This is a genomic window from Roseovarius litorisediminis, assembly GCF_900172295.1.
Lineage (GTDB): Bacteria > Pseudomonadota > Alphaproteobacteria > Rhodobacterales > Rhodobacteraceae > Roseovarius > Roseovarius litorisediminis.
On sequence record NZ_FWFL01000004.1, the window covers coordinates 198,323 to 217,656 of the forward strand.

Below are 19,334 nucleotides of genomic sequence, written 5' to 3' on the forward strand. Positions count from 1 at the left end.
AAACCGCGGCTATGCGTGAAATTCAGTATTCTGAGTGATTGAAAAGGACATACCCTCACGCTGCTTCAACCGCGATACCATCGCCAGCAAATTGTCCGCGCGCGGGTTTCCCTTGGCGCTGAGCATCCGCATCAGGCTCTTGGGGTCTTTTTGCATGTCTTGGGCCAAGGCCTCGAACCCCACCGTGGCGTTGACATAGTCGCGCAGCAGCACCTTACCGGTCTCCAGATCGTCGCTGAGCATCGCCTCGATAGCTTCGCGGAACAGACCCGCGCGGAACTCAGGATCGCGATCGGCGCGGGCTTTGATCGTGTCTTTGAAGTCTTTGGTCAGTGGCATGTCAGTCATCTTTCTCTTTGCGGGCCTTGTAGTCGTCCCAATATGCTTTTGCCTGCTCGATATCTTTCGACTGGCGCTTTTTCGTGCCGCCACAGAGCAGGATCACAAGCGTATCGCCGTCTTTGCCAAAATAGACGCGGTAGCCGGGGCCGAGGGTGATGCGCCGCTCTGACACGCCTTGCCCGACCGGCTTCACGTCGCCAAGGTTTCCAGTCTCTATCCGTGCAAGCGCCGTTCGAACCTTCAATGCCGCCGCCGTATCCAGACCATTGAACCAATCGTCGAACGGCGTTTTCCCCGTTTCGGTGACATAGACAACAAGCTTATTCATCTGACCCCTTAGTGACACATGTGTTACCAAATGTCAAGCGCGTGAGGTTCTTGTCATACACCTCAGTCAGCCCACACATCTTTTACGAAAGCCTCGATTTCATCTCTCCTCCGAGCAACATCTGCTTTAGTCCACTTTTGGCTTTTCGTGATTTCCTTCCCAACCTGGATCGTCCCGCGCAGCCCAGAATCTGTATACCGCTCCGCCTTTTCACTTGGCGACTTTCCACCCAGAGATGAATTTACTTTAGGCGGTAACATCGTCAAATTGCCAATGTTGTGAATGTCGGAACGGCCACTGTTTTGTGGTACAATGTGCTCAATCGAACTTGATGCGTCGTTTTGCCAAATTTTTTCCCACTGAAGCGCATTGATCTCTTCCCCCGCGTTTGCCGCTAGATGTTCATCATATCGAAACAACACGTATCTCAACTCTTCCGTCCAGCCCTTGTAGCAGTCATCCCAATATTTAGGGCCAGTTATGACATCATCTATCTGATAATCTTCACCAATCTCCCGTATGGCTTCGAGGATTTCGCTTGCAGATTTAGTTTTCTTATGAACTGCAAACCCCAACATCACATAGTCTGCGATCTTATTCCGAGCATCTGCATCGCCCAGGCCAAAAATACGAAATGTCACACGCTCCCATGCATTGAGGAGCTCTTTCTCTTTGGCTTTATCAAATTTGCGAAGCAAGATCGCCACGGCCAAAAACCTTGCATGCAAGATTTTTGCAGGGGCCCTAAGCCGAGGGTTGTCGTGTAACTGCTTCACCACCTTAACCGTTTTTTGCAGGTCGCTAGCACAGCCAATAAGTGTTTTGATTTCCTTACCCGCAACCCGCTGGAGTTCTTGAGAAGCTTTCTCTTCACTCAGTATCTTTCTGGGATCCTCATCACTTTTTGCAAATGTCCCTGCAAATCTTAGAGCCTCATCTCCAAGGTCTTGTCGAAGGCCAAGGTTTTGATAGATGGCCTTCCAAATTGTGTGCATCTCATGAAGGCCGTCCACTTGCCCCTTTTGGTCATTGGAGTATTCGAAAATCGACGCCATTAGCTGGCTTTTGGTCTTATCGATCCATTTTACGTCTAGGCCACGACTGTTAAGTACCTCAAAGACCCGATAGACGATTGCTTCGTCAGCGATCTCGTGAAAAATGACAGATAGGCGGTTGCGGATCGTACCATAAAGTTCAATCAGATTGTCAGTCTGCTGCCAATTTTCGACGAACCTCGCGCACTCTTTCGCAGCGTCAATCAAATTTTGATCAGCTGATGTTGATCTTTCATCTTCACTAACTTCTCCAGTCTTTATGTAATCTTTGAAAACTGAACTGCTGTCATGATTGGTTTGAAGTAAGATCATTTCATGATCGTCACTCTTGACGAGAAGTTCGGACAGGTCAGCCTTCATCTTAGCGGTTTGCTTGTCATCCGCAGACAACGCCTGTTCAATCGCCTTGAGAAGCACGACGATAGTTGTGATACGTTGCTGACCATCGACCAATTCAACAATTTTATACTCATCAGCTCCGATGGCTTTGGTATCTCGCGACAGCGCGACAATTGTCGCCATAAAGTGCTCGCGCCCTGAATTGTGAGCTTCTTGGATATCTTTGAATAGGTCTGCGCGTTGCTTCTTTTGCCATGAATAGGCGCGTTGATATTCCGGTATACGGAACAACCGCCCGTCCAGAAGCTTGGCGACTGTTAAATGCATCGGGTTCAGTTGCACTGGGAAACTCTCCTACGAAAAAATGCTCTTTGCTGGCTTCATAGGAAGTCACTAGAGCCCGAAAGACAATGGATTAAGCCACCTTTTCGCGCAACCTGAGCCCTAGTGCGTCATCCCCCGATCCATCTCGACCTCCCGCGTCTCTAGTTCTGTTTCAATTGCCTCTCGGCGGCTTTCACTAATTTCAAGCTGGTCTCGAGTTGCGTGCGCAGCCTCCCGTAGTTCGAGCCCTCGCTCAACAAGCCGTTCAACGCATCCACGGACGCCACTTGCGATTGAATGAGCACCGACACGCAGGCGGCCAATCCATCCATCTGGCTCTGCATCCTGGTCGTCGAGCGTTCCTCTAACCCGCTCAACTCCTTTGCTGAGACCTCGCAGGCCGTCACCAACCGCTCGACGCAGGCGAGCAAATCGCGTTCCAAGGCTGTCAGGGGTGTCGTCATCTAGTCCTCCTCGATCTTGATGCAGGTCACTGATCTGCCGCCCAGCGTGCAGGTCCTCAGGCGCGTTTTGGTCGGGTCCAGCACCAGCCAGATCCCGTCCTCCCTGTCGATCCGCGTCAAGCCCAAGTCCGTAAGTTCCGAGCTGGTCAGCATCAGCGTCCAAAGCAAGCTCGCGGCCATCATCGAGACGATCCCCACCAAGAACGTCCCCGTGATCAGCCAAGGCGAGATCGTCAGCCAGCTCTTGTTCTGTTGCAGAAAGGTGCGGGTATCGATCTCGATTGTACGCTGCGCGTTGGTCGCAATGCTGTTCAAATCGGTCCTGAAGCTCTCTAGCTGGGATGCCATCGAGGCGGCGTAATCCTGCCGGATCGTGTCCAGCTCCGCGTTCAACTTCTCGCTCAGCCGGGTCGGCTTGCCAGTTTTCATGGAAGATTTCTCCTTTCAAACGCCAGCGCTCGCCGGTGTCGGGGTCTTGGGCGGTCAGGTAGGCTTTACCCGCGCGCGGGATGTCGAAGCCAGCATCGGCAAGGGCGTCGAGCATGCTGCCACGGTCAGTGATTAGGCCAACGCTGACTTGATCCAAAATCCACGCGTGCAGCTCGTCGCGCCCCTGCGCACGCGTTGGTGTCTCGATGGTGTCGCGGACCTCTTGGATGCGCTCCAACTCCATCGGGTCGGCCCAACCGTGGCGCTGGTTCATCACGTCGCGCAGGCTGTCGAAGGCTTTCTCATAGCCGGGCGGCGCGATGTTCAGGCTACGGCCCGAGGTCAGCTCCAAGCGCGGCGTGCAGAAGTGAAGCTCGACACGGTCTTCGTGGGTATGTCGGACCCAAAGCACGTCATATTGCGTCGGGTCCAGCCCCGCGAAGGCCAGACGCTCGAAGTGGTCCATGACCTCGGCCTGCTGGTCCTCGGTCGGGGTATCGGTGGCGGCAAAGCTGATCACGCCTGCACGGTAGGTCCACTGGTGGCGGCTGGGCGAACAACCCAACTAAGTTTGAATGTGAATGTTAATTTGGTCAGGCGGCGCCGCCTAAGCTGCGCCGCCTGGAGTATCAGAGTTACTGATAACCTTCTGGGAACGGATCCGGCTCTTTCAGCTCAGATTCATACACCACGTCAAACTGGCCATCTGCGCGCGCCCGCCCGACACGCAACCTGCTGTAGAGATGGTGGTTTGTTTCGTGAATTCGGACGTAGCCCTCGGGGGCATTGTCAATCTCAATGCCAGGATTGGCCAGCTTGATCTTGTCGATATCAAAGCTTCCGGCCTTTTCTACGGCGGCTTTCCACAGCCAGGGGCCAAGGTAGGCGTTATTGGTCACGTCGCCGATAACGATAACCGCAGATCTTCGACGAGAGTTGCGGCACGGGAAAATTCAGCCGTGGATGGGTCGGGCGGGTTCTTCAAGTCGGAAGTCTGCGTGCCTATGCAGACGCACAATTCGCGCAGGCATACCAGCGACCGTACATCCTTGGGGTACGTCTTTGAGCACCACGCTTCCCGCTCCGACTTTGCTGAACGCACCAATTTCAACATTTCCGATGATGTTGGCGCCGGCGCCAATCATAACTCCGCGCCGCACCTTGGGATGGCGGTCACCCCGCGTCTTTCCGGTGCCGCCCAAAGTGACGTTCTGTAATATGGTCACATCATCCTCGACCACGGCCGTTTCACCGATGACTACGCCTGATCCGTGATCCAGCATGATTCCCGTTCCAAGCTGGGCGGCAGGATGAATGTCAGGCCCAAGGATCAATGAGACGCGGTTCGAAAGCCAAGCGGCAAGCTCCGTTCTTCCGGTTTCCCACAGTTGGTGGGCAATGCGATGCACCTGTACGGCATGAAAGCCCTTATAGTTCAAAAAGGCATGGACATACGTCCTGCATGCGGGGTCATTTGAATGGACCGCTACAAGATCGCGGACCGAGCTCGCAACGATAGCCGGATCTTCGTTGAGCATTTCCAGCAGCAATGTTCGGAACGCATCTTCGCTCATGTCCGAGCAAGTGAGGTCATTGGCGAGCCGAGTTGCAAGAGCCTCTTGCAGTGAACCGTGGCGCAGAAGCATGCGACTTAGTTTCGGCGCGAGAAACGGCTCTGTTTGTGCCATGACGCGCGCTTCCTGCCGAAGAACCTGCCAAAATTGCAACAGCTTAGTTTCTGGTGTTTGCTTGGAAATCATTAGTGAAGGCTCCTATCGCGGAGATGACTGCTGCAAGTCGGCAGCCTGGGATTTCGTTTGAAAGTTGGATTCTTGCCCGAGATTTTGCTCGTCTTAGATGTTCCAATGACCAAACCCGCCACCACGACCACCAAGACCAGAATATCTGCACGGTCCGGGATTTGGCCGAGCACTGGAATAGCCAGTATAGTTGCGACACCCGGTGTTAGGGCGGAAACAGCAGTTACCTGGGCACCGGCCAAGCGAAGCGCCTGGCCAAATGCAAACAGCGCGATCAAGCCCGATATGACGCCTTGAAACACTGCCTGAAACGCAACGTCGGCCACATGTGCCGAAGTCAGCCTGGACAGTTCAGGTTGTGCCCAAAAAGGGACGAGAACCGCCGTTGAAATACTGCCGACGATCGCAGTTGCCAGATAAGGTGAAATGTCGTGTGCTTTCATCGTCACGGCAAAGCAGGCCCAGCAGAAAGAGCCCAACAGGAAAAACAGGTGACCGACCCACAGCTCACCTTCGCCGGATACCGTGGATGATTGAAGCAAGATCGCCATGGCTCCTGACAGAATGAGCAAGGTGGACGCCAGTTGCCGACAGGTTAATTTCTGATCCAGAAAAACGTAGCTAAGTACGGTGGCGAATACCGGCATCAGACCGGGAACCGTTGCGCCTGCATGGGCGACCGGCGCGAATTGCAACCCGTACGCGACACAAAGCGTGAAGGGCGCACCGTAGGCGAACAAGAGCAGGCATTTCAGAATGCCAAGTCTGGCAACTTCCCGTCGCTGTTTCCAAAGCAATGGGGCCAAAAAAATGGTCGGAACTAAGGCCCGAAACCCTGCCAGATCAAAAACCGTGAGTGCGGTGATGCGCCCAGAGGACGTCAACACAAGCCAACTGGCCCAGATCAATACGGCTATGGACATCCATGCGTAGCCGATCACGATCGGTTTTTTGAAGCCGCTGCGTATCATTTTAAGCTATGTCCTGGACGGGACACCTGGTCTTTTTCGGTGGGCAATCGACGCAGCAGAACGTGCCCACCTTTGCTCGGTAGCGCGAACCAGTCTGTTAGTGAATGAAAAGACGCACTGGAGCCTCGGTCGTTTTTAGGGCGAAAAACCGGATTAGTTTTTCGCGTCGTAAAGAAATTGGTCATAATACGCATGGAATACCTCCTTCATATCGGCGCGCTCGCAAGCGCGCCGATATTGGTTGCAAATACGATATCTTGGGTCGGTGGCCTCAAGACTGCTCGGCGCGGATTACGCTGACGCGCTTACCCCGAATCCCCCAATTGTCGAGCGGCACCTCGTCGATCACCACAAATGTCGTGGCGGGGTCTTTGCCCAAAACCGTTTCCAGCAAGTCCGACACACCGGCGACAAGTTGCGCCTTTTCCTCTACCGAAGGACCCGTGCCATTGGGGCCACCCTCTTGAGTCACTTTGATATTCACATAAGGCATGCTGTCAGCCCTTTCTTTCGACGAATGAGAAGACTTTGGTCAGCACCCGCCATCCATCGTCTGTGTTTATGAGCGTCAGCAGGTCTTGATAGTTCCGCCCCATCATGGTCATGCGCGCCTCAACAATGCCGATGCGATCTCCCTTGAGGGTGATCCGTTCAATTTGCTCTTCTCGGGCGTCGCCACGTGAAACTGGCGGTGTGCGCTTATCTATTCGTGCCATGTATGCTTCCAGCCCCTTGATTTCATAGTCGCCGGCGGTCCCGTTCACATAGACGAGGTCGTCGTGAAACACCGTTCGCAGCATGGCGCTGTCCGAGTTATAGAGACCGTCGAAGTAGCGCCCCAAAAGCTTTTCGATTTCAGCTTGATCGTGCTCGGCCATCACGCGAGACCTTCCGCAGCGAAGGCGGCTTGGGTTGCGGGCCGCTCTGCGATCCGGGTGACATAGGCCGACAGCTTGGGCCAGCCGTTCAGATCGATATTCTTGAAGTTCGCCCAGAACGAAAGAATAAAGATGTATGCGTCTGCGGCAGAGAACTGATTGCCAACGAGAAATTCACGTCCGTCGGACAGGACCCTTTCCAGATAGTCGAACTTCAGCTGAACCTTTGTCGATGCGGCCGCTTTCTCGGCATCGGTCGAGTCGCCTGCAAAAAGTGGGCCCCAGGATTTATGCAGTTCAGCCGCACCGTAATTCAGGAATTGCTGGACGCGCGCGCGCTCGATGCTGCCTGGGGCTGGGGAATAGGCACGGTCCGGATTGCTGTCTGCAATGAACTGCAGGACGGACGCGCCTTCGGTCAGAATGTCGCCGCTCTCCGTTTCCAGCGCAGGAACATAACCGTTGACATTGATTTCGCGAAAGTCACGACCGGTTTCAGTTTTACCTGCCGCGGGATCGACTGCCTCGATCTCGAAGGAAGCTCCAACTTCATTCAGCATGATGTGGCTGGCAACCGAGCAGGCGCCAGGGATGTAGTAGAGTTTCATAATATGCTCCATTTGTTGTTGCGGGTGTTTGATAGCAACGCAAAAGTGCTATTGATAATATTGAGTTTTCATAATAATGATCTAATTATTAGATCATATGTGTAACCGATGACCCTGGATCAGCTTATCGCGCTCGACGCCATCGTCGCCGCTGGAACCTTCCGCGCGGCGGCGGACCGCTTGAACAAGGCACAGTCTGCCGTCAGTCACCAAATTCGAAAGCTGGAGGCGGAGCTGGGATTTGATCTGTTCTCGCGTGATGCCTACAGACCCAGCTTGACGCCGGAAGGTGAAGTCTTTTTTCGCGAGACGACACGGGTTCTGGAGCAAGTACATGGACTGAAATCAGTGGCTGCGGGACTGCGCAGTGAACAAGAACCCATGATTTCCATCGCCATGACGGCAACCATCTCGCTGGAACCGATCCTAAACGTGCTAAGCGAGGTCGGAAGAAGCTTTCCCGAGACGCACATCAAGGTGTCGACCGAGATGATGGGCGGCCCACTGGCCCGACTGATGGCAGGAGATGCCGATTTGATCCTCGCCGGTCTCGAAGGTGTCCCTATCGATGAGGTTGATACGTTACCGGTTGGCTCAATCACGATCCGACCTGTCGCCAGCCCCGACTTTCTGGCAGCAAAGCGTTCCGGTGTTCGGTCCAAACGGGAGATGCAAAGCTATACGCAAGTCATTGTGTCTGGCACGGGAGGGCGAGATTATGATCAAACCCGCGACCTGCTCTCGGGCGGGCAACGCTGGACAGTCTCGGATTTTCAAGCAAAGAAATCTATCATCGTGGCCGGGCTGGGATGGGGGGGCATTCCGGAACACCTGATGGCGAATGAACTGACGACGGGACAACTCGTTCCCTTAACCATCGAAGGTTACCCACCACGCCACACGGAGATTTTTGCGATCAGACGCCGGGATAACCCTATGGGTCAGGTCATGTCGAGCATCTGGACAGGGCTGGCAGAGTGATCGCCGACGGCTGAGAGAAAATTGGCGGGCGATCCGGAGAGTGCAATGCCACCCTGCCGGTGGGCTGTGTGTTTCGCCACGTTCCGCTGAAACCAAGAGGATTTCTAACTGCTGGCATTTCATTGCCAAACCGGACCTTCAAGTGAATTGTTTGCATGGTTAATTATCCGCGATGTGTAAATTCGCAATCCATCGGATTCTGCACTCGCAGCGAATGGTTCCTTTGACGGGCCGCAGCGCAGCGATGGAGGCCTTGGTCGAGTGACCGCAATGGGTCGTTCCACAGCTTTCACATCTACGCATGACAATCCATGGCCCGTTCACGATGTCTGGACTTGATCCTGCGCCTCATGCCAGTCAGCTATCTTTTGGCAGAGCATCCCGATCCACATTTCAAAGAACAGCACCTCAGACTCGCCGTCTGGCGTAAAAGAGGGGTAGCCATTTTCGTCCGTCTTCCAAGTGCCGAGATACTCGCCTTCCCTCGTAACCACCGAACCGTCATCGCACAGGTTGATCTTGAAACGATATGGCAGCGCGAGGTGTTCTTCCGCGGCGTCGATTACCCTGTTGGCAGCGGTTGCCTTATCAGGTTCTGTTCCGCTGGCGATCACCTTGCCGTAGCTTTTTGCCATCCACTCAAAGAATAGGTGGCGCTCACCGACTTCGTTTGACCTTTTCTCGTCAATGTGGATCTTTACGCCTTTGTGTTCGACGTAGGTCGTGATCCTCTCCGGTCTTTGCGTCGGCGCAGAGCGCCTTTGGGCCCGTCGTCGTCGCGATGCCTGATCCGCGAAGATTTGAGCGGTGCCCGCTATGACCGGCATGCGTCCAAGACTCTTGTTCATGCTCGGTATCGAAGTGTTGAATTCGGGCGCATATGCTCGAATGGCTGCGCTTTCATGCTCATCCATGTCCTCGTAAGCGAAGGGCGCAAACGCTATAGACCAGGGAAGCGCTGTGTCTGGGATCCTGCGATAAACACGCCCCAGACTGTCGATAGATCGTTGGCTGAGTTGATTGCTCTGTCCGATGTACACCACGCGGTCAGCGCATCCGATCATGTAGACGCCGGTATGAACCCAAGAACACCCAAGAAGCGACGAAAGCTCGTCGTGGCGATTTCGGAGAAAGACCTGCCGCTTCCAAAGCTGGAAGAGCGCGCTGCTTGTTAGCATCATGAGCCCAGCAAAAACAAACGGATGGACAAGACTTAGGCCTGTTTACGCGGCGCACGCGGCCGCTGGCCCTGATGGTTTCCGCTGACCAAGTCCCAAACCGCTTAGCGGACAACAACGGGGTGTCCCTGACATTCGACGGGGTGTCTTGGCTGGCGGGCTGATACCGTTCCATGCACCACGACAGCTGAGACCAGCATTTCTGAGGTCCGTTTGCCATTCAGCCGCGCAGGCCGATCAAACGGGCCATATCTAGCATTCTGCAGGAAAATCCCCACTCGTTGTCGTACCAGCCAAAGACCCGCAACAGCCCCCCTACCGAGACCGATGTCTCGGGTCCACATAGCACGATCGATTCGGAACGGCCCCGCAGATCGCTTGAGACCAGCGGTTGCTCGGTCCAGCCAAAAACAAGCGACTTTTGCGCAGCAGCCCTGAAGATGGCATTGACTGTCGTCGCGCTCACCGGGTCATCGGTCTGAACCGTCAGATCAATCGCCGATACGCTTGCAGTGGGAACACGAATTGCACGTGCCTCAATCCGGCCTTTCATATGGGGCAACACCAGATCCGTCTGATGCTGTGCGCTGGTCGTCGTCGGCACCATCGACAGGGCGGCTGCGCGGCTGCGTTCGGGCGCGCCGCGGGGTTTGTCAACCGTTGGCTGGCTGCCGGTATAGCAGTGCACCGTCGTCATTTGCCCGCTGATCACACCGAACGCCTCGTCGAGCAACCGCACCAGTGGCGCCAGAGCGTTGGTGGTGCACGACGCGTTCGAAATGATGCGGTGATTACCCAGTTGGTCTTCGTTGGCCCCCAGCACCAGCGTGATATCGGCCTCGGATGACGGACCTGAAACCAGTACAGCCCCTGCCCCGGCCTCAAGCCCGCGCTCGGCGATGGCACGTGTTCCCCCCATGCCTGTACATTCCAGCACCAGGTCAATCCCCGACAGGTCAAGCGCGCGCAGATCTGGCTGGGCCAGAAACGGGATCGCCACACCATCCACGATCAGGGTCTGATCCGCGACAGCGACGGTTCCCTTCCACGGTCCAAAGATGCTGTCGTACTGAAACAGATAGGCACAGGTATCCAAGGGTTCAATTTCGTTGATCAGTACAAGCTCTATGTCCTTTGCGTCCTGCATCAGAATGCGCAAAAGCGTGCGGCCTATACGGCCAAAGCCATTGAGGGCTATACGGATGGGGCGTTGAGTCATCAAACATCTCCGGACGAGTTTCAGCTCAGGGCTAAACCGTTTAGAGGCGTTGTTGAACCAAAGAATTGTACCAAGATATGCTTGCCCTGGAAACGGCAGTGCGATCAGAAACTGTACTCAAACCGAGTGATATCGCTGGCGCAAAGCCTTGCAAGCAATTCAGCGTCGTCCCTGGTATAGTATGATCGGTAGTCAGCAAGCCGGTCTGACCGGTTGGCCACGGGTAACCTCAGCTTGAACCCTAGATGCGCCCAAAGCGGCGCGGCGTCCTCATTCAAATTTTCCAATCTGATATAGGCACGGCAACATTCATCCCCTTCAACAGAGATCATGTGGCTTGCGTAGGGATTGGCCTGAAGCGTTGCCTTGGTCTGGGGGGCGTTCAGAAAGCTGCTGAAATCATTTTCCCGTGCCAGATCTATTGCCGGGTGGTCAAAGCTTTGTTCGCGCAGCCAGTGGTAGTAACTGACCATTCGATCCCAGGGATTGCGAACAAGGGTAAAGGTAAAGGCCTGCCTGATCCGGCTTGGTGCCATCAGCCCGTCAATATCCGCCAGGGTCGAATGCTTCCACAATCGACCGGCCGCCTGGGTCTTTTTCAAACGCTTTTTCCGGCGCTGCGCCTTGGGCGTATCGCCGATCAGGATATCATCCTTCATCGCCCGCCCTTCAAGCGCCAGCGCCATTGAGGTCCCACCAGTCTTGGGGATGTGCACAAAGATATAGTTGCGCCCGGGTGAGATGATCATGCGCGACACGTTAAAGCGTTTTTCCGAAATTAGGTATCTTGAAATGGGTTTGCTGATCCAGCCACTTCAGAGGCTGCCGCTTTCAATTGTCTGACATTTAAGGTTTGACCCTATAAGCAAACGCAATATGGTTGGCAGAAGCCTTTTACACGTTGGGAATCAAGGAGGGTCCGATGGGTTGGATGAATGACGAAACCGGTCTGAATAAGAATGCCGCGAATTTCGTGCCGCTGACACCGTTGTCGCACCTAAGACGTGCCGCACATCTCTTCCCGGATCACGACGCTGTAGTTTATGGCAATTTTCGCAAAACCTACTCGGAATATTACGCGCGGTGTTCGCGACTGGCCTCGGGGCTGTCGCAACTTGGCGTGGCACCCGGCGATGTCGTCGCCACCCTGTTACCCAACATACCGGCCCATTGCGAGGCCAGCTTTGGCATTCCAGCCTGCGGTGCGGTACTCAACACGATCAACACACGGCTTGAGGCCGAAACCATCGCCTATATTTTCGACCATGGTGAGGCCAAAGTGGTGCTGGTTGACCCACAATTTCTACCTGTCACCCGTCAGGCAATCGAAATGATGGAAGGCCAGGCACCGATGCTGATCGAAGTGGCCGACGAACAGGCCGGCTATCCCGCCAGCGGCGACAATATGAGCTATGAGGACTTGCTGGCCACAGGCGATCCCGCATTTGACTGGGTCATGCCAAAAGACGAATGGGAAAGCCTTGCGCTGAACTACACCTCCGGCACAACCGGACGACCCAAGGGCGTGGTCTATCACCATCGCGGGGCATACCTTATGACCATGGGCACGGTGGTCAGCTGGCAACTTACCCTGCACCCGCGTTACCTGACGATTGTGCCGCTTTTCCACTGTAATAACTGGAACCACACATGGCTTATGCCGATGTTGGGTGGCACCGTGGTCTGCTGCCGCGATATCACGGCCAAGGCGATCTATGATGCCATCGCCGACGAAGGCGTCACGCATTTCGGGGCAGCCCCGATTGTTCTCAATACCATTGTGCATGCCAAGCCCGAGCACCGTCGCACGTTCGACCATATCGTTGATGTCTTTACTGCTGGTGCCCCGCCACCCGCTGCTACCCTGGCCAAGATCGAGCCTCTGGGTTTCAAGGTCACGCAAGTGTATGGTCTGACCGAGACCTATGGCCATGTCACCGAATGCCTGTGGCACGAAAAATGGGACAACCTGCCTGATGAAGAGCGTTATGCCATCAAGGCACGCACCGGCGTGCTGATGCCGATGATGGAGGACATCACCGCGTTGGACCCCGAGACAATGCAGCAGGTGCCCATGGACGGCAAAACCCCGGGCGAGATCATGATCCGCGGCAATTCGGTGATGAAGGGCTATCTCAAGAACCCCAAGGCCACCGACGAGGCATTTGCAGGCGGTTATTTCCATTCCGGCGACATCGCCGTGCAGCATCCCGACGGCTATCTGCAAATTTCGGACCGGGCCAAGGATATCATCATCTCGGGTGGCGAAAACATCAGTTCGGTCGAGGTCGAAGGCGTGCTGATGCGCCACCCTGCGGTGATGCTCTGTGCTGTGGTCGCGCGACCGGATGAAAAATGGGGAGAAACCCCCTGTGCCTTTGTCGAAATAAAAGAAGGCGAGGTGGCAGATGCGGCCGAACTTATGGCCTTTGCCCGCGAACATCTTGCCGGGTTCAAAACCCCTAAAACGGTTGTGTTTCTGGAACTGCCCAAAACCTCTACCGGGAAAATCCAGAAATTCGAACTGCGGAAGATTGCCAAGGATCTGTGATCGCCCGGCCTTTCATGAGATTTTTCAGAACGTAGTGCGCTGACAGGCACGCCACTTTGCTTGATGCATGATTGCCCGGCGTGTCTGGGCCGTGCTATCGTTGCCGCAAAGAGGCAGAGCAGGCCCGGCAAAACATGACAGCACTCAACGAATATCAGCGGATTGAGGCCTCGGGCCTTTGGCGTGCGTCGCCGGATGCGCAGCGTTGTGACGTGATTGTTTCTATCGGTGATGCCACGCTGACCATCACAGACATGCGCGACCGGGCGCTGGCGCATTGGTCACTGCCTGCCATCGAACGCGCCAACCCGGGCCAACTCCCTGCCATATACCATCCCGATGGCGATCCCGGCGAAACTTTGGAACTGCCTGAATCCGAGGCCGATGTGATCGCCGCCATCGAAAAGTTGCGCGCAGCGATTGCCCGTCATCGGCCACATCCCGGCCGTTTGCGGCTGGTGATGTTTGCGGCCTCTGTCGCAATGGTCGCCGGACTGGCGCTGTTCTGGCTGCCCGGCGCCACGCGCCAGCACGCGGTCTCGGTCGTGCCCGACGTGAAACGTGCCGAGATCGGCCAGGCATTGCTGGGCCATGTCCAGAAGGTAACCGGCCCGCCCTGTCGCGACAGTGGCGGCCTGCGGGCACTGGCGCAACTGGCAAACCGCCTGCCGGCACCCGATGGATCCGGCAAACTTGTGGTCGTGCGCAATGGCGTGCAGGGGGCCATCCACCTGCCAGGTGGCACAATTGTCATCAACCGCGCCCTTGTCGAGGATTTTGAAGAACCCGACGTTGTTGCCGGCTATATCGTGGCGGAACATCTGCGCAGCCAGATACAGGACCCGCTGGAAGAGTTGCTCTCCTATAGCGGGCTCTGGTCCAGTTTTCGCCTGCTGACGACGGGCGCGCTAAAGGACGAAGTGTTGCAGGCTTATGCCAAACATCTTTTGACCAGACCAAAACGCGCTCTGGGCGATGACAATCTGCTAAAGGCTTTCAAAACCTGGTCAGTACGGTCAACACCTTACGCCTATGCCAAAGACATTTCGGGTGAAACAACCCTTGGCCTGATAGAGGCTGATCCCTTTGTTGCCGGCGCCCCCGAGGCGGTTTTAAGCGACGCAAACTGGCTGCGGCTGCAAGGCATATGTGGCGGCTGAAGGCACCCCGGCTGTGCAAAGCACGCACCACTCCTGGTTCACGCTTCTCAGGCTAGAAGCGTGACACCCTAAAGCGTTTCGCGACACACCCATACTTCAGGTTAATCGCGAAACGCTTTAGTCATTATTTACGTAGAAACGCGTCGCCAAATCCAAGACTGCGAACTTTTTTCAGAGCAATGCCAAGGCTGGATTGGTTCGGGAACGGACCAGCTAAAACCAGCGAGTAAGTCTTACCGCCCCTTTGCATCGTCCCCATCCGCGCGGGAAGACCCGCCTTTATGATGCGCTGTGCCGCGGCTTTGGCATTTGACGGCACCCCGAAAACTCCGGCTTGCACGTAGCGGTGACTGACAGCGCGTGCAGGTTTTTGGGGAAGGGATGAACGGCTTGATACGGTCGAATTCCGGTTGGCATCTACCTGAGCATATTGCGCGCTTGTTGCGCTGTTTATCTTGGTTGCAGCGCTGCGAACAATCAAACGACGCGGGATGGTTTTTGTCCAGATCCGGTCCATCCGGGCCTTACCCTGAAACGTCTGGTGCGCCCGGTGGCGGTTCAGGCGATCATCTTCCCAGGCCGGTTTGTATCCATCCGGAACATATATCCCGCTCTGGCTGGCCAGTTGCGATTCGTAGACATGGCGCGGCGCAACGCGCGCCCCGGCGCGCAGTTTCGGATCGCAGTCGTTCAACCCGGCATTTTGGGACTTCAGATATTTACGGGATACGTCACCGTTTCCCACACAGGTTGGCGTTGCACTGCTTGCCACAGTCCGGCTTTTGCGCGGACTGCCCGACGCTACAACCGGCTTTTTCCGGGCCACAGATTTCGGCGAACTGGACCGTTTTGGTTTCGCTGACACCGCTGGCATCGCTTCAGGGGGGGTGGGATTTGATTTTGCTTCAATGACTTGGGAAGAAGGTTCCGCTGCCGGAGCCGCTGGCGCAAAGGTCGGCTGGAAGCCGCAAATCACTTTGCGACCGGGCGTTACCCGCGGAACCCAGCTCACGGCTCCGTCAATACTGGCCCGAATGAATACGCAGCCTTTGCTGTCAACATACTGACGCCCCGAGTAGGCGACCGGCGGAGTTTCGGCCGGAACGAGCGAGTCAGAAAGGACCTGCGCTTGTGCGTCAGTCAAGACCAGCGACGCAGCGATGGCAGCCACCGCGATTACCTTGAAAACTCTCATTTTATCCCCGCACGATGTGCAGAAACTCTGCCTTAGATTGACGCCCGAGTAAACAGGTCAGCCCCTATTTAGTGCCAAACATGCGGTCACCCGCATCCCCTAGTCCGGGCAGGATATATCCTTTGTCATTTAATCGTTCGTCCAGTGCTGCTGTCACGATCGGCACGTCGGGATGCGCTTCTTTCATGCGCGCAACACCCTCGGGTGCCGCAAGCAGGCAAAGAAACCGGATATCTTTGGCCCCGGCCTCTTTCAGCATTTCGACAGCCGCCGCTGACGAGTTGCCGGTGGCCAGCATCGGATCAACCACAATCACCAGACGCTCGCCCAGCAAATCCGGTACCTTGAAGTAATACTTGACCGGCTTCAGCGTTTTTTCGTCACGGTACAGCCCGACAAACCCAACCCGGGCCGAGGGTATCAGTTCAAGCATGCCATCCAGCAAACCATTGCCTGCCCGCAGGATCGAAATCAGCGCCAGCTTTCGCCCCGCCAGTACCGGTGCGTCCATTTCAACCAGTGGCGTCTCGATCCGCTTGGTTGTCATCGGCAATTCATGCGTAACCTCATAAGCCAATAACTGGCTGATTTCTCGTAAAAGCTGACGGAACACGGCGGTCGACGTTTCCTTTTCCCGCATAAGTGTCAACTTGTGCTGGACCAGGGGGTGATTCACGACGGTGAGATGCTGGTTCATGGTCTCTCCATTTTCCGGACATTTTGCGGCTGATGCGCCTGTCATTCCAGAAAGCAGCCAAAAGGGCAACGCCGATCCGCTCATCGAACCGGCAAAAATGATTGCCCGGGTCCCATCGAGGTGACATTCAGATGTGCCGCAATACTGGCCGCCACGTCAGCGAAATTCACCAAACCCATGGTGCCGACACCATACCCGGCAACCAGAACAGGCACCCTTTCACGGGTGTGATCCGTCCCCGGCCACGTCGGGTCATTGCCATGATCAGCGGTGATTACCAAAATGTCGCTCTGATGCAATGCCGACAGAATTTGGCCGATACCCGTGTCAAACCGTTCAAGCGCAGCGCCATAGCCCGCGACATCACGGCGATGTCCGTAAAGGCTGTCAAACTCAACGAAATTGGCAAACGTCAGGCTGCCGCGCTCAGCCTGATCCACGGCGTGCGCCAGATGATCCATAAGCTGTGCATCGGAACCTGTGACCACATCATCAATGCCCTGCATCGAAAAAATATCACCAATTTTACCGATTGCATGCACGCGCCCCCCGCTGGCCTGCACCCAATCGCAAAGCGTGGGTTGCGGCGGTGGAATCGCAAAATCCCGACGATTGGCGGTGCGGGTAAAACTGCCGGGGCTGCCGGTGAAGGGCCGGGCAATCACGCGGCCCACTTTCATCTCGTGCAGCGTTGGCGCCACGGCGCGGCACAGGTCCAGCAACCGGTCCAACCCGAAATGCTCTTCATGCGCCGCAATCTGGAAAACGCTGTCAGCCGAGGTGTAACAGATAGGCCATCCGCTGCGAATATGTTCCTCGCCCAGTCGCGCTATGATCTCCGTGCCGGATGCATGGCAATTGCCCAATATCCCCCCCACACCTGCCACCTTTTTCACAGCATCGACGACTTGGTCGGGAAAAGCAGGCATCTGATCGGGGAAATAATGCCATTCCCATGGAACCGGCAGGCCGGCCAGTTCCCAATGCCCTGAAGGCGTGTCTTTGCCTTGCGACACGGCGGTTGCGGCCCCCCAAAGGCCCGCAGGCGCGCCCCCCAGTCCCGGAGCCTCGATGCCCGAGGCCAGTTTTACTGCCGCCCCCAGACCAAGCGCCGTCAAATGCGGCAGGTGCAGCCCGCCTTTCAGGGATTGTGCAATGTGCGCCAGTGTATTCGCGCCTGTGTCGGGTAATTTGCCGTTATAAAACTGGTCCGCATCCGGTGCGCCGCCAATGCCGACGGAATCCATCACAACCAGAAAGGCGCGGGGCATCTAGACACTCCTTTCATAAATCAGCGGTGCCGGATCGGATTGCAAATCGTCAATCCGGATCGCCTGCTGCAAAATTTGCTCGGCCTGGTCGGCCTGCTCCGGGCGCGCGGCATGGATCCGAAGCAATGGCTGACCCGGGGCTACCCTGCTTCCAAGTGCGAGCACTTTATCCAGCCCCACCGACGGATCAATTCGGTCACTTTCCACTTGCCGCCCTCCGCCAAGACGGATCACCGCAAGACCCATCGCCTCACCATCCATGGCGGTAATATACCCTGCCCTTCGGGCGGTCAGTTCCCGGATCACCGTTGCCTCGGGCAGGAAACGTGGCCAGTTTTCGACAAACTGCTGCGGTCCGCCCATGGCGGCCACCATCCGGCCAAATGTTTCGGCTGCACGACCGCTGGCAATCGCCGCGCGGATCATGGCAAAACCTTTTTCAGTGTCGGCGCAAAGCCCTGACAGACAAAGCACATCGCCGCCCAGTTCCGCGCACAGATCAAACAGCCGCCCCGTCCTGGCCCCGGTCAGAACCTTCATCGCCTCGGCAACCTCAAGTGCGTTGCCTAGCGCGGGTGCCAGTGGCTGGTTCATGTCACTGATCACGGCAGTTGTCCGGCACCCCGCCGCATTGGCCGTTTCCACCAGTGCGGTCGCAAGGGCACGGGCCGCTGTCATATCTTTCATGAAAGCGCCACTGCCGACCTTTACATCCAGCACCAGCGCCTCAAGGCCTGCCGCCAGTTTCTTGGAAAGGATTGAGGCGGTGATCAGATCAAGGCTTTCGACCGTTGCTGTCACATCGCGCACCGCATATAGCCGCCGGTCCGCCGGCGCTATCCTGTCCGAGGCAGCGACAATAGCGCAGCCTGCAGAATTCATCACCTGACGGAATTGCCAATCATCCAGAGTACAGCGCAAACCCGGAATGGCCTCGAGTTTGTCCAGCGTGCCGCCGGTATGGCCCAGCCCACGGCCCGAAATCATCGGCACAAATGCTCCGCAAGCCGCCAGCGCCGGCGCCAGAACCAGGCTGACACAATCACCCAGTCCGCCGGTGGAATGCTTGTCAATCACGGGCCCGGGCAGATCCCATTTCAACGTCTCGCCACTGTCCCGCATGGCAAGAGTCAGGGCCACACGACCCTCTTCACCCAGCCCATTCAACACCGCCGCCATGGCAAAGGCCCCGGCCTGAGCATCGCTGACACGACCATCGGCCAGACCATTGGCAAACCAGTTCAACTCTCTGCCGGTCAGGGGGTGCCGGTCGCGCAACGCCGCTATTATTGAACGTGCATCCAAAATGTCAGCCCCAGTCCGCCCGGCACGGCCTGAAAACAACTGAAAACAGGTTGAACACTGAAACAGGCGCGCACAAAGCCAGCCCTGGATTGGGTGCGTTGGCATGCACACAGATGGTGCAGACAGCTTTTGTCAGGGTATAGGGCATTCTGCATCCTCCGGGAAAACCGCCAAAGCGTACCTGGCGCAAAAAGAAATTCAAGATTGCGTCCGCGCTCTGCAAGATGCAAGCTACTCTTGAAACCTCATCACTTTCTGGGGTATTTGCGGCGAAATAAA

Annotated in this window: 22 protein-coding genes; 4 read left to right on the plus strand and 18 right to left on the minus strand. The window is 56.1% G+C overall.

Annotated features, from left to right (window positions below; translation table 11 throughout):
* Positions 1-9: 9 nt before the first annotated feature.
* The 5 genes from PEL8287_RS09420 to PEL8287_RS20315 form a co-directional block, all read right to left on the minus strand.
* A complete protein-coding gene (locus PEL8287_RS09420) occupies positions 10-339 on the minus strand; it encodes a helix-turn-helix domain-containing transcriptional regulator (protein ID WP_085892323.1) in 330 nt (109 codons plus the stop codon).
* Position 340: 1 nt separating this feature from the next.
* Positions 341-670 carry a type II toxin-antitoxin system RelE/ParE family toxin gene (locus tag PEL8287_RS09425; protein ID WP_085892132.1) on the minus strand — a complete coding sequence of 110 codons (330 nt, stop codon included), beginning with the start codon at positions 668-670 and terminating at the stop codon, positions 341-343.
* Positions 671-732: 62 nt separating this feature from the next.
* Positions 733-2,406: a DUF262 domain-containing protein gene (locus tag PEL8287_RS09430; protein WP_085892133.1), complete on the minus strand. Its 1,674-nt coding sequence runs from the start codon at positions 2,404-2,406 to the stop codon at positions 733-735.
* Between the two features lie 143 nt (positions 2,407-2,549).
* On the minus strand, positions 2,550-2,852 hold the full coding sequence (locus tag PEL8287_RS20310; RefSeq protein ID WP_235862273.1) for a hypothetical protein: 303 nt from the start codon (positions 2,850-2,852) through the stop codon (positions 2,550-2,552).
* Positions 2,853-3,281, minus strand: a complete 429-nt coding sequence (locus tag PEL8287_RS20315) for a hypothetical protein (protein ID WP_235862274.1) — start codon at positions 3,279-3,281, stop codon at positions 2,853-2,855. It abuts the gene before it with no gap.
* On the opposite strand from PEL8287_RS20315, the gene PEL8287_RS20535 reads away from it, so the two are divergent.
* On the plus strand, positions 3,280-3,417 hold the full coding sequence (locus tag PEL8287_RS20535) for a hypothetical protein (RefSeq protein ID WP_370737919.1): 138 nt from the start codon (positions 3,280-3,282) through the stop codon (positions 3,415-3,417). The two genes, PEL8287_RS20315 and PEL8287_RS20535, sit on opposite strands and share 2 nt — an antisense overlap.
* A gap of 499 nt (positions 3,418-3,916) precedes the next feature.
* Here PEL8287_RS20535 and PEL8287_RS09440 read toward each other — a convergent pair whose 3' ends face one another.
* The 6 genes from PEL8287_RS09440 to gstA form a co-directional block, all read right to left on the minus strand.
* Positions 3,917-4,180 (minus strand): transporter substrate-binding protein, encoded by a 264-nt coding sequence (locus PEL8287_RS09440; protein WP_235862266.1) that lies wholly within the window; start codon positions 4,178-4,180, stop codon positions 3,917-3,919.
* 54 nt (positions 4,181-4,234) lie between these two features.
* Positions 4,235-5,041, minus strand: a complete 807-nt coding sequence (cysE, locus tag PEL8287_RS09445; RefSeq protein ID WP_085892135.1) for a serine O-acetyltransferase — start codon at positions 5,039-5,041, stop codon at positions 4,235-4,237.
* A complete protein-coding gene (locus PEL8287_RS09450; RefSeq protein ID WP_085892136.1) occupies positions 5,041-6,012 on the minus strand; it encodes a DMT family transporter in 972 nt (323 codons plus the stop codon). The genes cysE and PEL8287_RS09450 overlap by 1 nt, the downstream gene beginning before the upstream one ends.
* Before the next feature lie 271 nt (positions 6,013-6,283).
* Complete coding sequence (locus tag PEL8287_RS09455; RefSeq protein WP_085892137.1) at positions 6,284-6,505, minus strand: tautomerase family protein; 222 nt, start codon at positions 6,503-6,505, stop codon at positions 6,284-6,286.
* Positions 6,506-6,509: 4 nt separating this feature from the next.
* Positions 6,510-6,890, minus strand: a complete 381-nt coding sequence (locus tag PEL8287_RS09460; RefSeq protein ID WP_085892138.1) for a nuclear transport factor 2 family protein — start codon at positions 6,888-6,890, stop codon at positions 6,510-6,512.
* The gene (gene gstA, locus PEL8287_RS09465) at positions 6,890-7,498 is read right to left on the minus strand and encodes a glutathione transferase GstA (RefSeq protein WP_085892324.1); all 609 of its coding nucleotides are present in this window, start codon (positions 7,496-7,498) and stop codon (positions 6,890-6,892) included. Before gstA ends, PEL8287_RS09460 begins: the two co-directional genes overlap by 1 nt.
* A gap of 108 nt (positions 7,499-7,606) precedes the next feature.
* On the opposite strand from gstA, the gene PEL8287_RS09470 reads away from it, so the two are divergent.
* The gene (locus PEL8287_RS09470; RefSeq protein WP_085892139.1) at positions 7,607-8,479 is read left to right on the plus strand and encodes a LysR family transcriptional regulator; all 873 of its coding nucleotides are present in this window, start codon (positions 7,607-7,609) and stop codon (positions 8,477-8,479) included.
* A 320-nt stretch (positions 8,480-8,799) separates the two neighbouring features.
* Here PEL8287_RS09470 and PEL8287_RS09475 read toward each other — a convergent pair whose 3' ends face one another.
* The 3 genes from PEL8287_RS09475 to PEL8287_RS09485 all read right to left on the minus strand — a co-directional run bounded on the left by PEL8287_RS09475 (position 8,800) and on the right by PEL8287_RS09485 (position 11,625).
* On the minus strand, positions 8,800-9,393 hold the full coding sequence (locus PEL8287_RS09475; RefSeq protein ID WP_139837756.1) for a hypothetical protein: 594 nt from the start codon (positions 9,391-9,393) through the stop codon (positions 8,800-8,802).
* Between the two features lie 484 nt (positions 9,394-9,877).
* Positions 9,878-10,876, minus strand: coding sequence for a type I glyceraldehyde-3-phosphate dehydrogenase (locus PEL8287_RS09480; RefSeq protein ID WP_085892141.1), 999 nt, complete (start codon positions 10,874-10,876; stop codon positions 9,878-9,880).
* A 104-nt stretch (positions 10,877-10,980) separates the two neighbouring features.
* Positions 10,981-11,625, minus strand: coding sequence for a sulfotransferase family 2 domain-containing protein (locus PEL8287_RS09485; protein WP_085892142.1), 645 nt, complete (start codon positions 11,623-11,625; stop codon positions 10,981-10,983).
* Positions 11,626-11,798: 173 nt separating this feature from the next.
* Between PEL8287_RS09485 and PEL8287_RS09490 the strand changes: the two genes are divergently transcribed.
* Together PEL8287_RS09490 and PEL8287_RS09495 are read left to right on the plus strand one after the other, a co-directional pair.
* Positions 11,799-13,427: an AMP-binding protein gene (locus tag PEL8287_RS09490; protein WP_085892325.1), complete on the plus strand. Its 1,629-nt coding sequence runs from the start codon at positions 11,799-11,801 to the stop codon at positions 13,425-13,427.
* A gap of 134 nt (positions 13,428-13,561) precedes the next feature.
* Positions 13,562-14,587 (plus strand): M48 family metalloprotease, encoded by a 1,026-nt coding sequence (locus PEL8287_RS09495; RefSeq protein WP_085892143.1) that lies wholly within the window; start codon positions 13,562-13,564, stop codon positions 14,585-14,587.
* Between the two features lie 124 nt (positions 14,588-14,711).
* Here the strand turns inward: PEL8287_RS09495 and PEL8287_RS19995 are convergent, their stop codons facing one another.
* From PEL8287_RS19995 to PEL8287_RS09515, 4 genes are all read right to left on the minus strand, one after another.
* Positions 14,712-15,359: an SPOR domain-containing protein gene (locus PEL8287_RS19995; RefSeq protein WP_176228604.1), complete on the minus strand. Its 648-nt coding sequence runs from the start codon at positions 15,357-15,359 to the stop codon at positions 14,712-14,714.
* Between the two features lie 487 nt (positions 15,360-15,846).
* A complete protein-coding gene (gene upp / locus PEL8287_RS09505; protein WP_085892326.1) occupies positions 15,847-16,479 on the minus strand; it encodes a uracil phosphoribosyltransferase in 633 nt (210 codons plus the stop codon).
* 80 nt (positions 16,480-16,559) lie between these two features.
* Positions 16,560-17,750 (minus strand): phosphopentomutase, encoded by a 1,191-nt coding sequence (locus PEL8287_RS09510; RefSeq protein ID WP_085892145.1) that lies wholly within the window; start codon positions 17,748-17,750, stop codon positions 16,560-16,562.
* Positions 17,751-19,055 carry a thymidine phosphorylase gene (locus PEL8287_RS09515; protein ID WP_176228605.1) on the minus strand — a complete coding sequence of 435 codons (1,305 nt, stop codon included), beginning with the start codon at positions 19,053-19,055 and terminating at the stop codon, positions 17,751-17,753.
* Positions 19,056-19,334 lie beyond the last annotated feature (279 nt).

Coding starts and splice junctions, on each gene's coding strand:
- PEL8287_RS09425 (WP_085892132.1), bottom strand. CDS start 670: ATGAATAAGCTTGTTGTCTATGTCACCGAAACGGGGAAAACGCCGTTC.
- PEL8287_RS09495 (WP_085892143.1), top strand. CDS start 13,562: ATGACAGCACTCAACGAATATCAGCGGATTGAGGCCTCGGGCCTTTGG.
- PEL8287_RS09460 (WP_085892138.1), bottom strand. CDS start 6,890: ATGGCCGAGCACGATCAAGCTGAAATCGAAAAGCTTTTGGGGCGCTAC.
- PEL8287_RS09475 (WP_139837756.1), bottom strand. CDS start 9,393: ATGGATGAGCATGAAAGCGCAGCCATTCGAGCATATGCGCCCGAATTC.
- PEL8287_RS20310 (WP_235862273.1), bottom strand. CDS start 2,852: ATGACGACACCCCTGACAGCCTTGGAACGCGATTTGCTCGCCTGCGTC.
- PEL8287_RS09470 (WP_085892139.1), top strand. CDS start 7,607: ATGACCCTGGATCAGCTTATCGCGCTCGACGCCATCGTCGCCGCTGGA.
- PEL8287_RS09450 (WP_085892136.1), bottom strand. CDS start 6,012: ATGATACGCAGCGGCTTCAAAAAACCGATCGTGATCGGCTACGCATGG.
- PEL8287_RS09510 (WP_085892145.1), bottom strand. CDS start 17,750: ATGCCCCGCGCCTTTCTGGTTGTGATGGATTCCGTCGGCATTGGCGGC.
- PEL8287_RS09485 (WP_085892142.1), bottom strand. CDS start 11,625: ATGATCATCTCACCCGGGCGCAACTATATCTTTGTGCACATCCCCAAG.
- PEL8287_RS20315 (WP_235862274.1), bottom strand. CDS start 3,281: ATGAAAACTGGCAAGCCGACCCGGCTGAGCGAGAAGTTGAACGCGGAG.
- PEL8287_RS09480 (WP_085892141.1), bottom strand. CDS start 10,876: ATGACTCAACGCCCCATCCGTATAGCCCTCAATGGCTTTGGCCGTATA.
- PEL8287_RS20535 (WP_370737919.1), top strand. CDS start 3,280: ATGGAAGATTTCTCCTTTCAAACGCCAGCGCTCGCCGGTGTCGGGGTC.
- gstA (WP_085892324.1), bottom strand. CDS start 7,498: ATGAAACTCTACTACATCCCTGGCGCCTGCTCGGTTGCCAGCCACATC.
- upp (WP_085892326.1), bottom strand. CDS start 16,479: ATGAACCAGCATCTCACCGTCGTGAATCACCCCCTGGTCCAGCACAAG.
- PEL8287_RS09455 (WP_085892137.1), bottom strand. CDS start 6,505: ATGCCTTATGTGAATATCAAAGTGACTCAAGAGGGTGGCCCCAATGGC.
- cysE (WP_085892135.1), bottom strand. CDS start 5,041: ATGATTTCCAAGCAAACACCAGAAACTAAGCTGTTGCAATTTTGGCAG.
- PEL8287_RS09420 (WP_085892323.1), bottom strand. CDS start 339: ATGCCACTGACCAAAGACTTCAAAGACACGATCAAAGCCCGCGCCGAT.
- PEL8287_RS09490 (WP_085892325.1), top strand. CDS start 11,799: ATGGGTTGGATGAATGACGAAACCGGTCTGAATAAGAATGCCGCGAAT.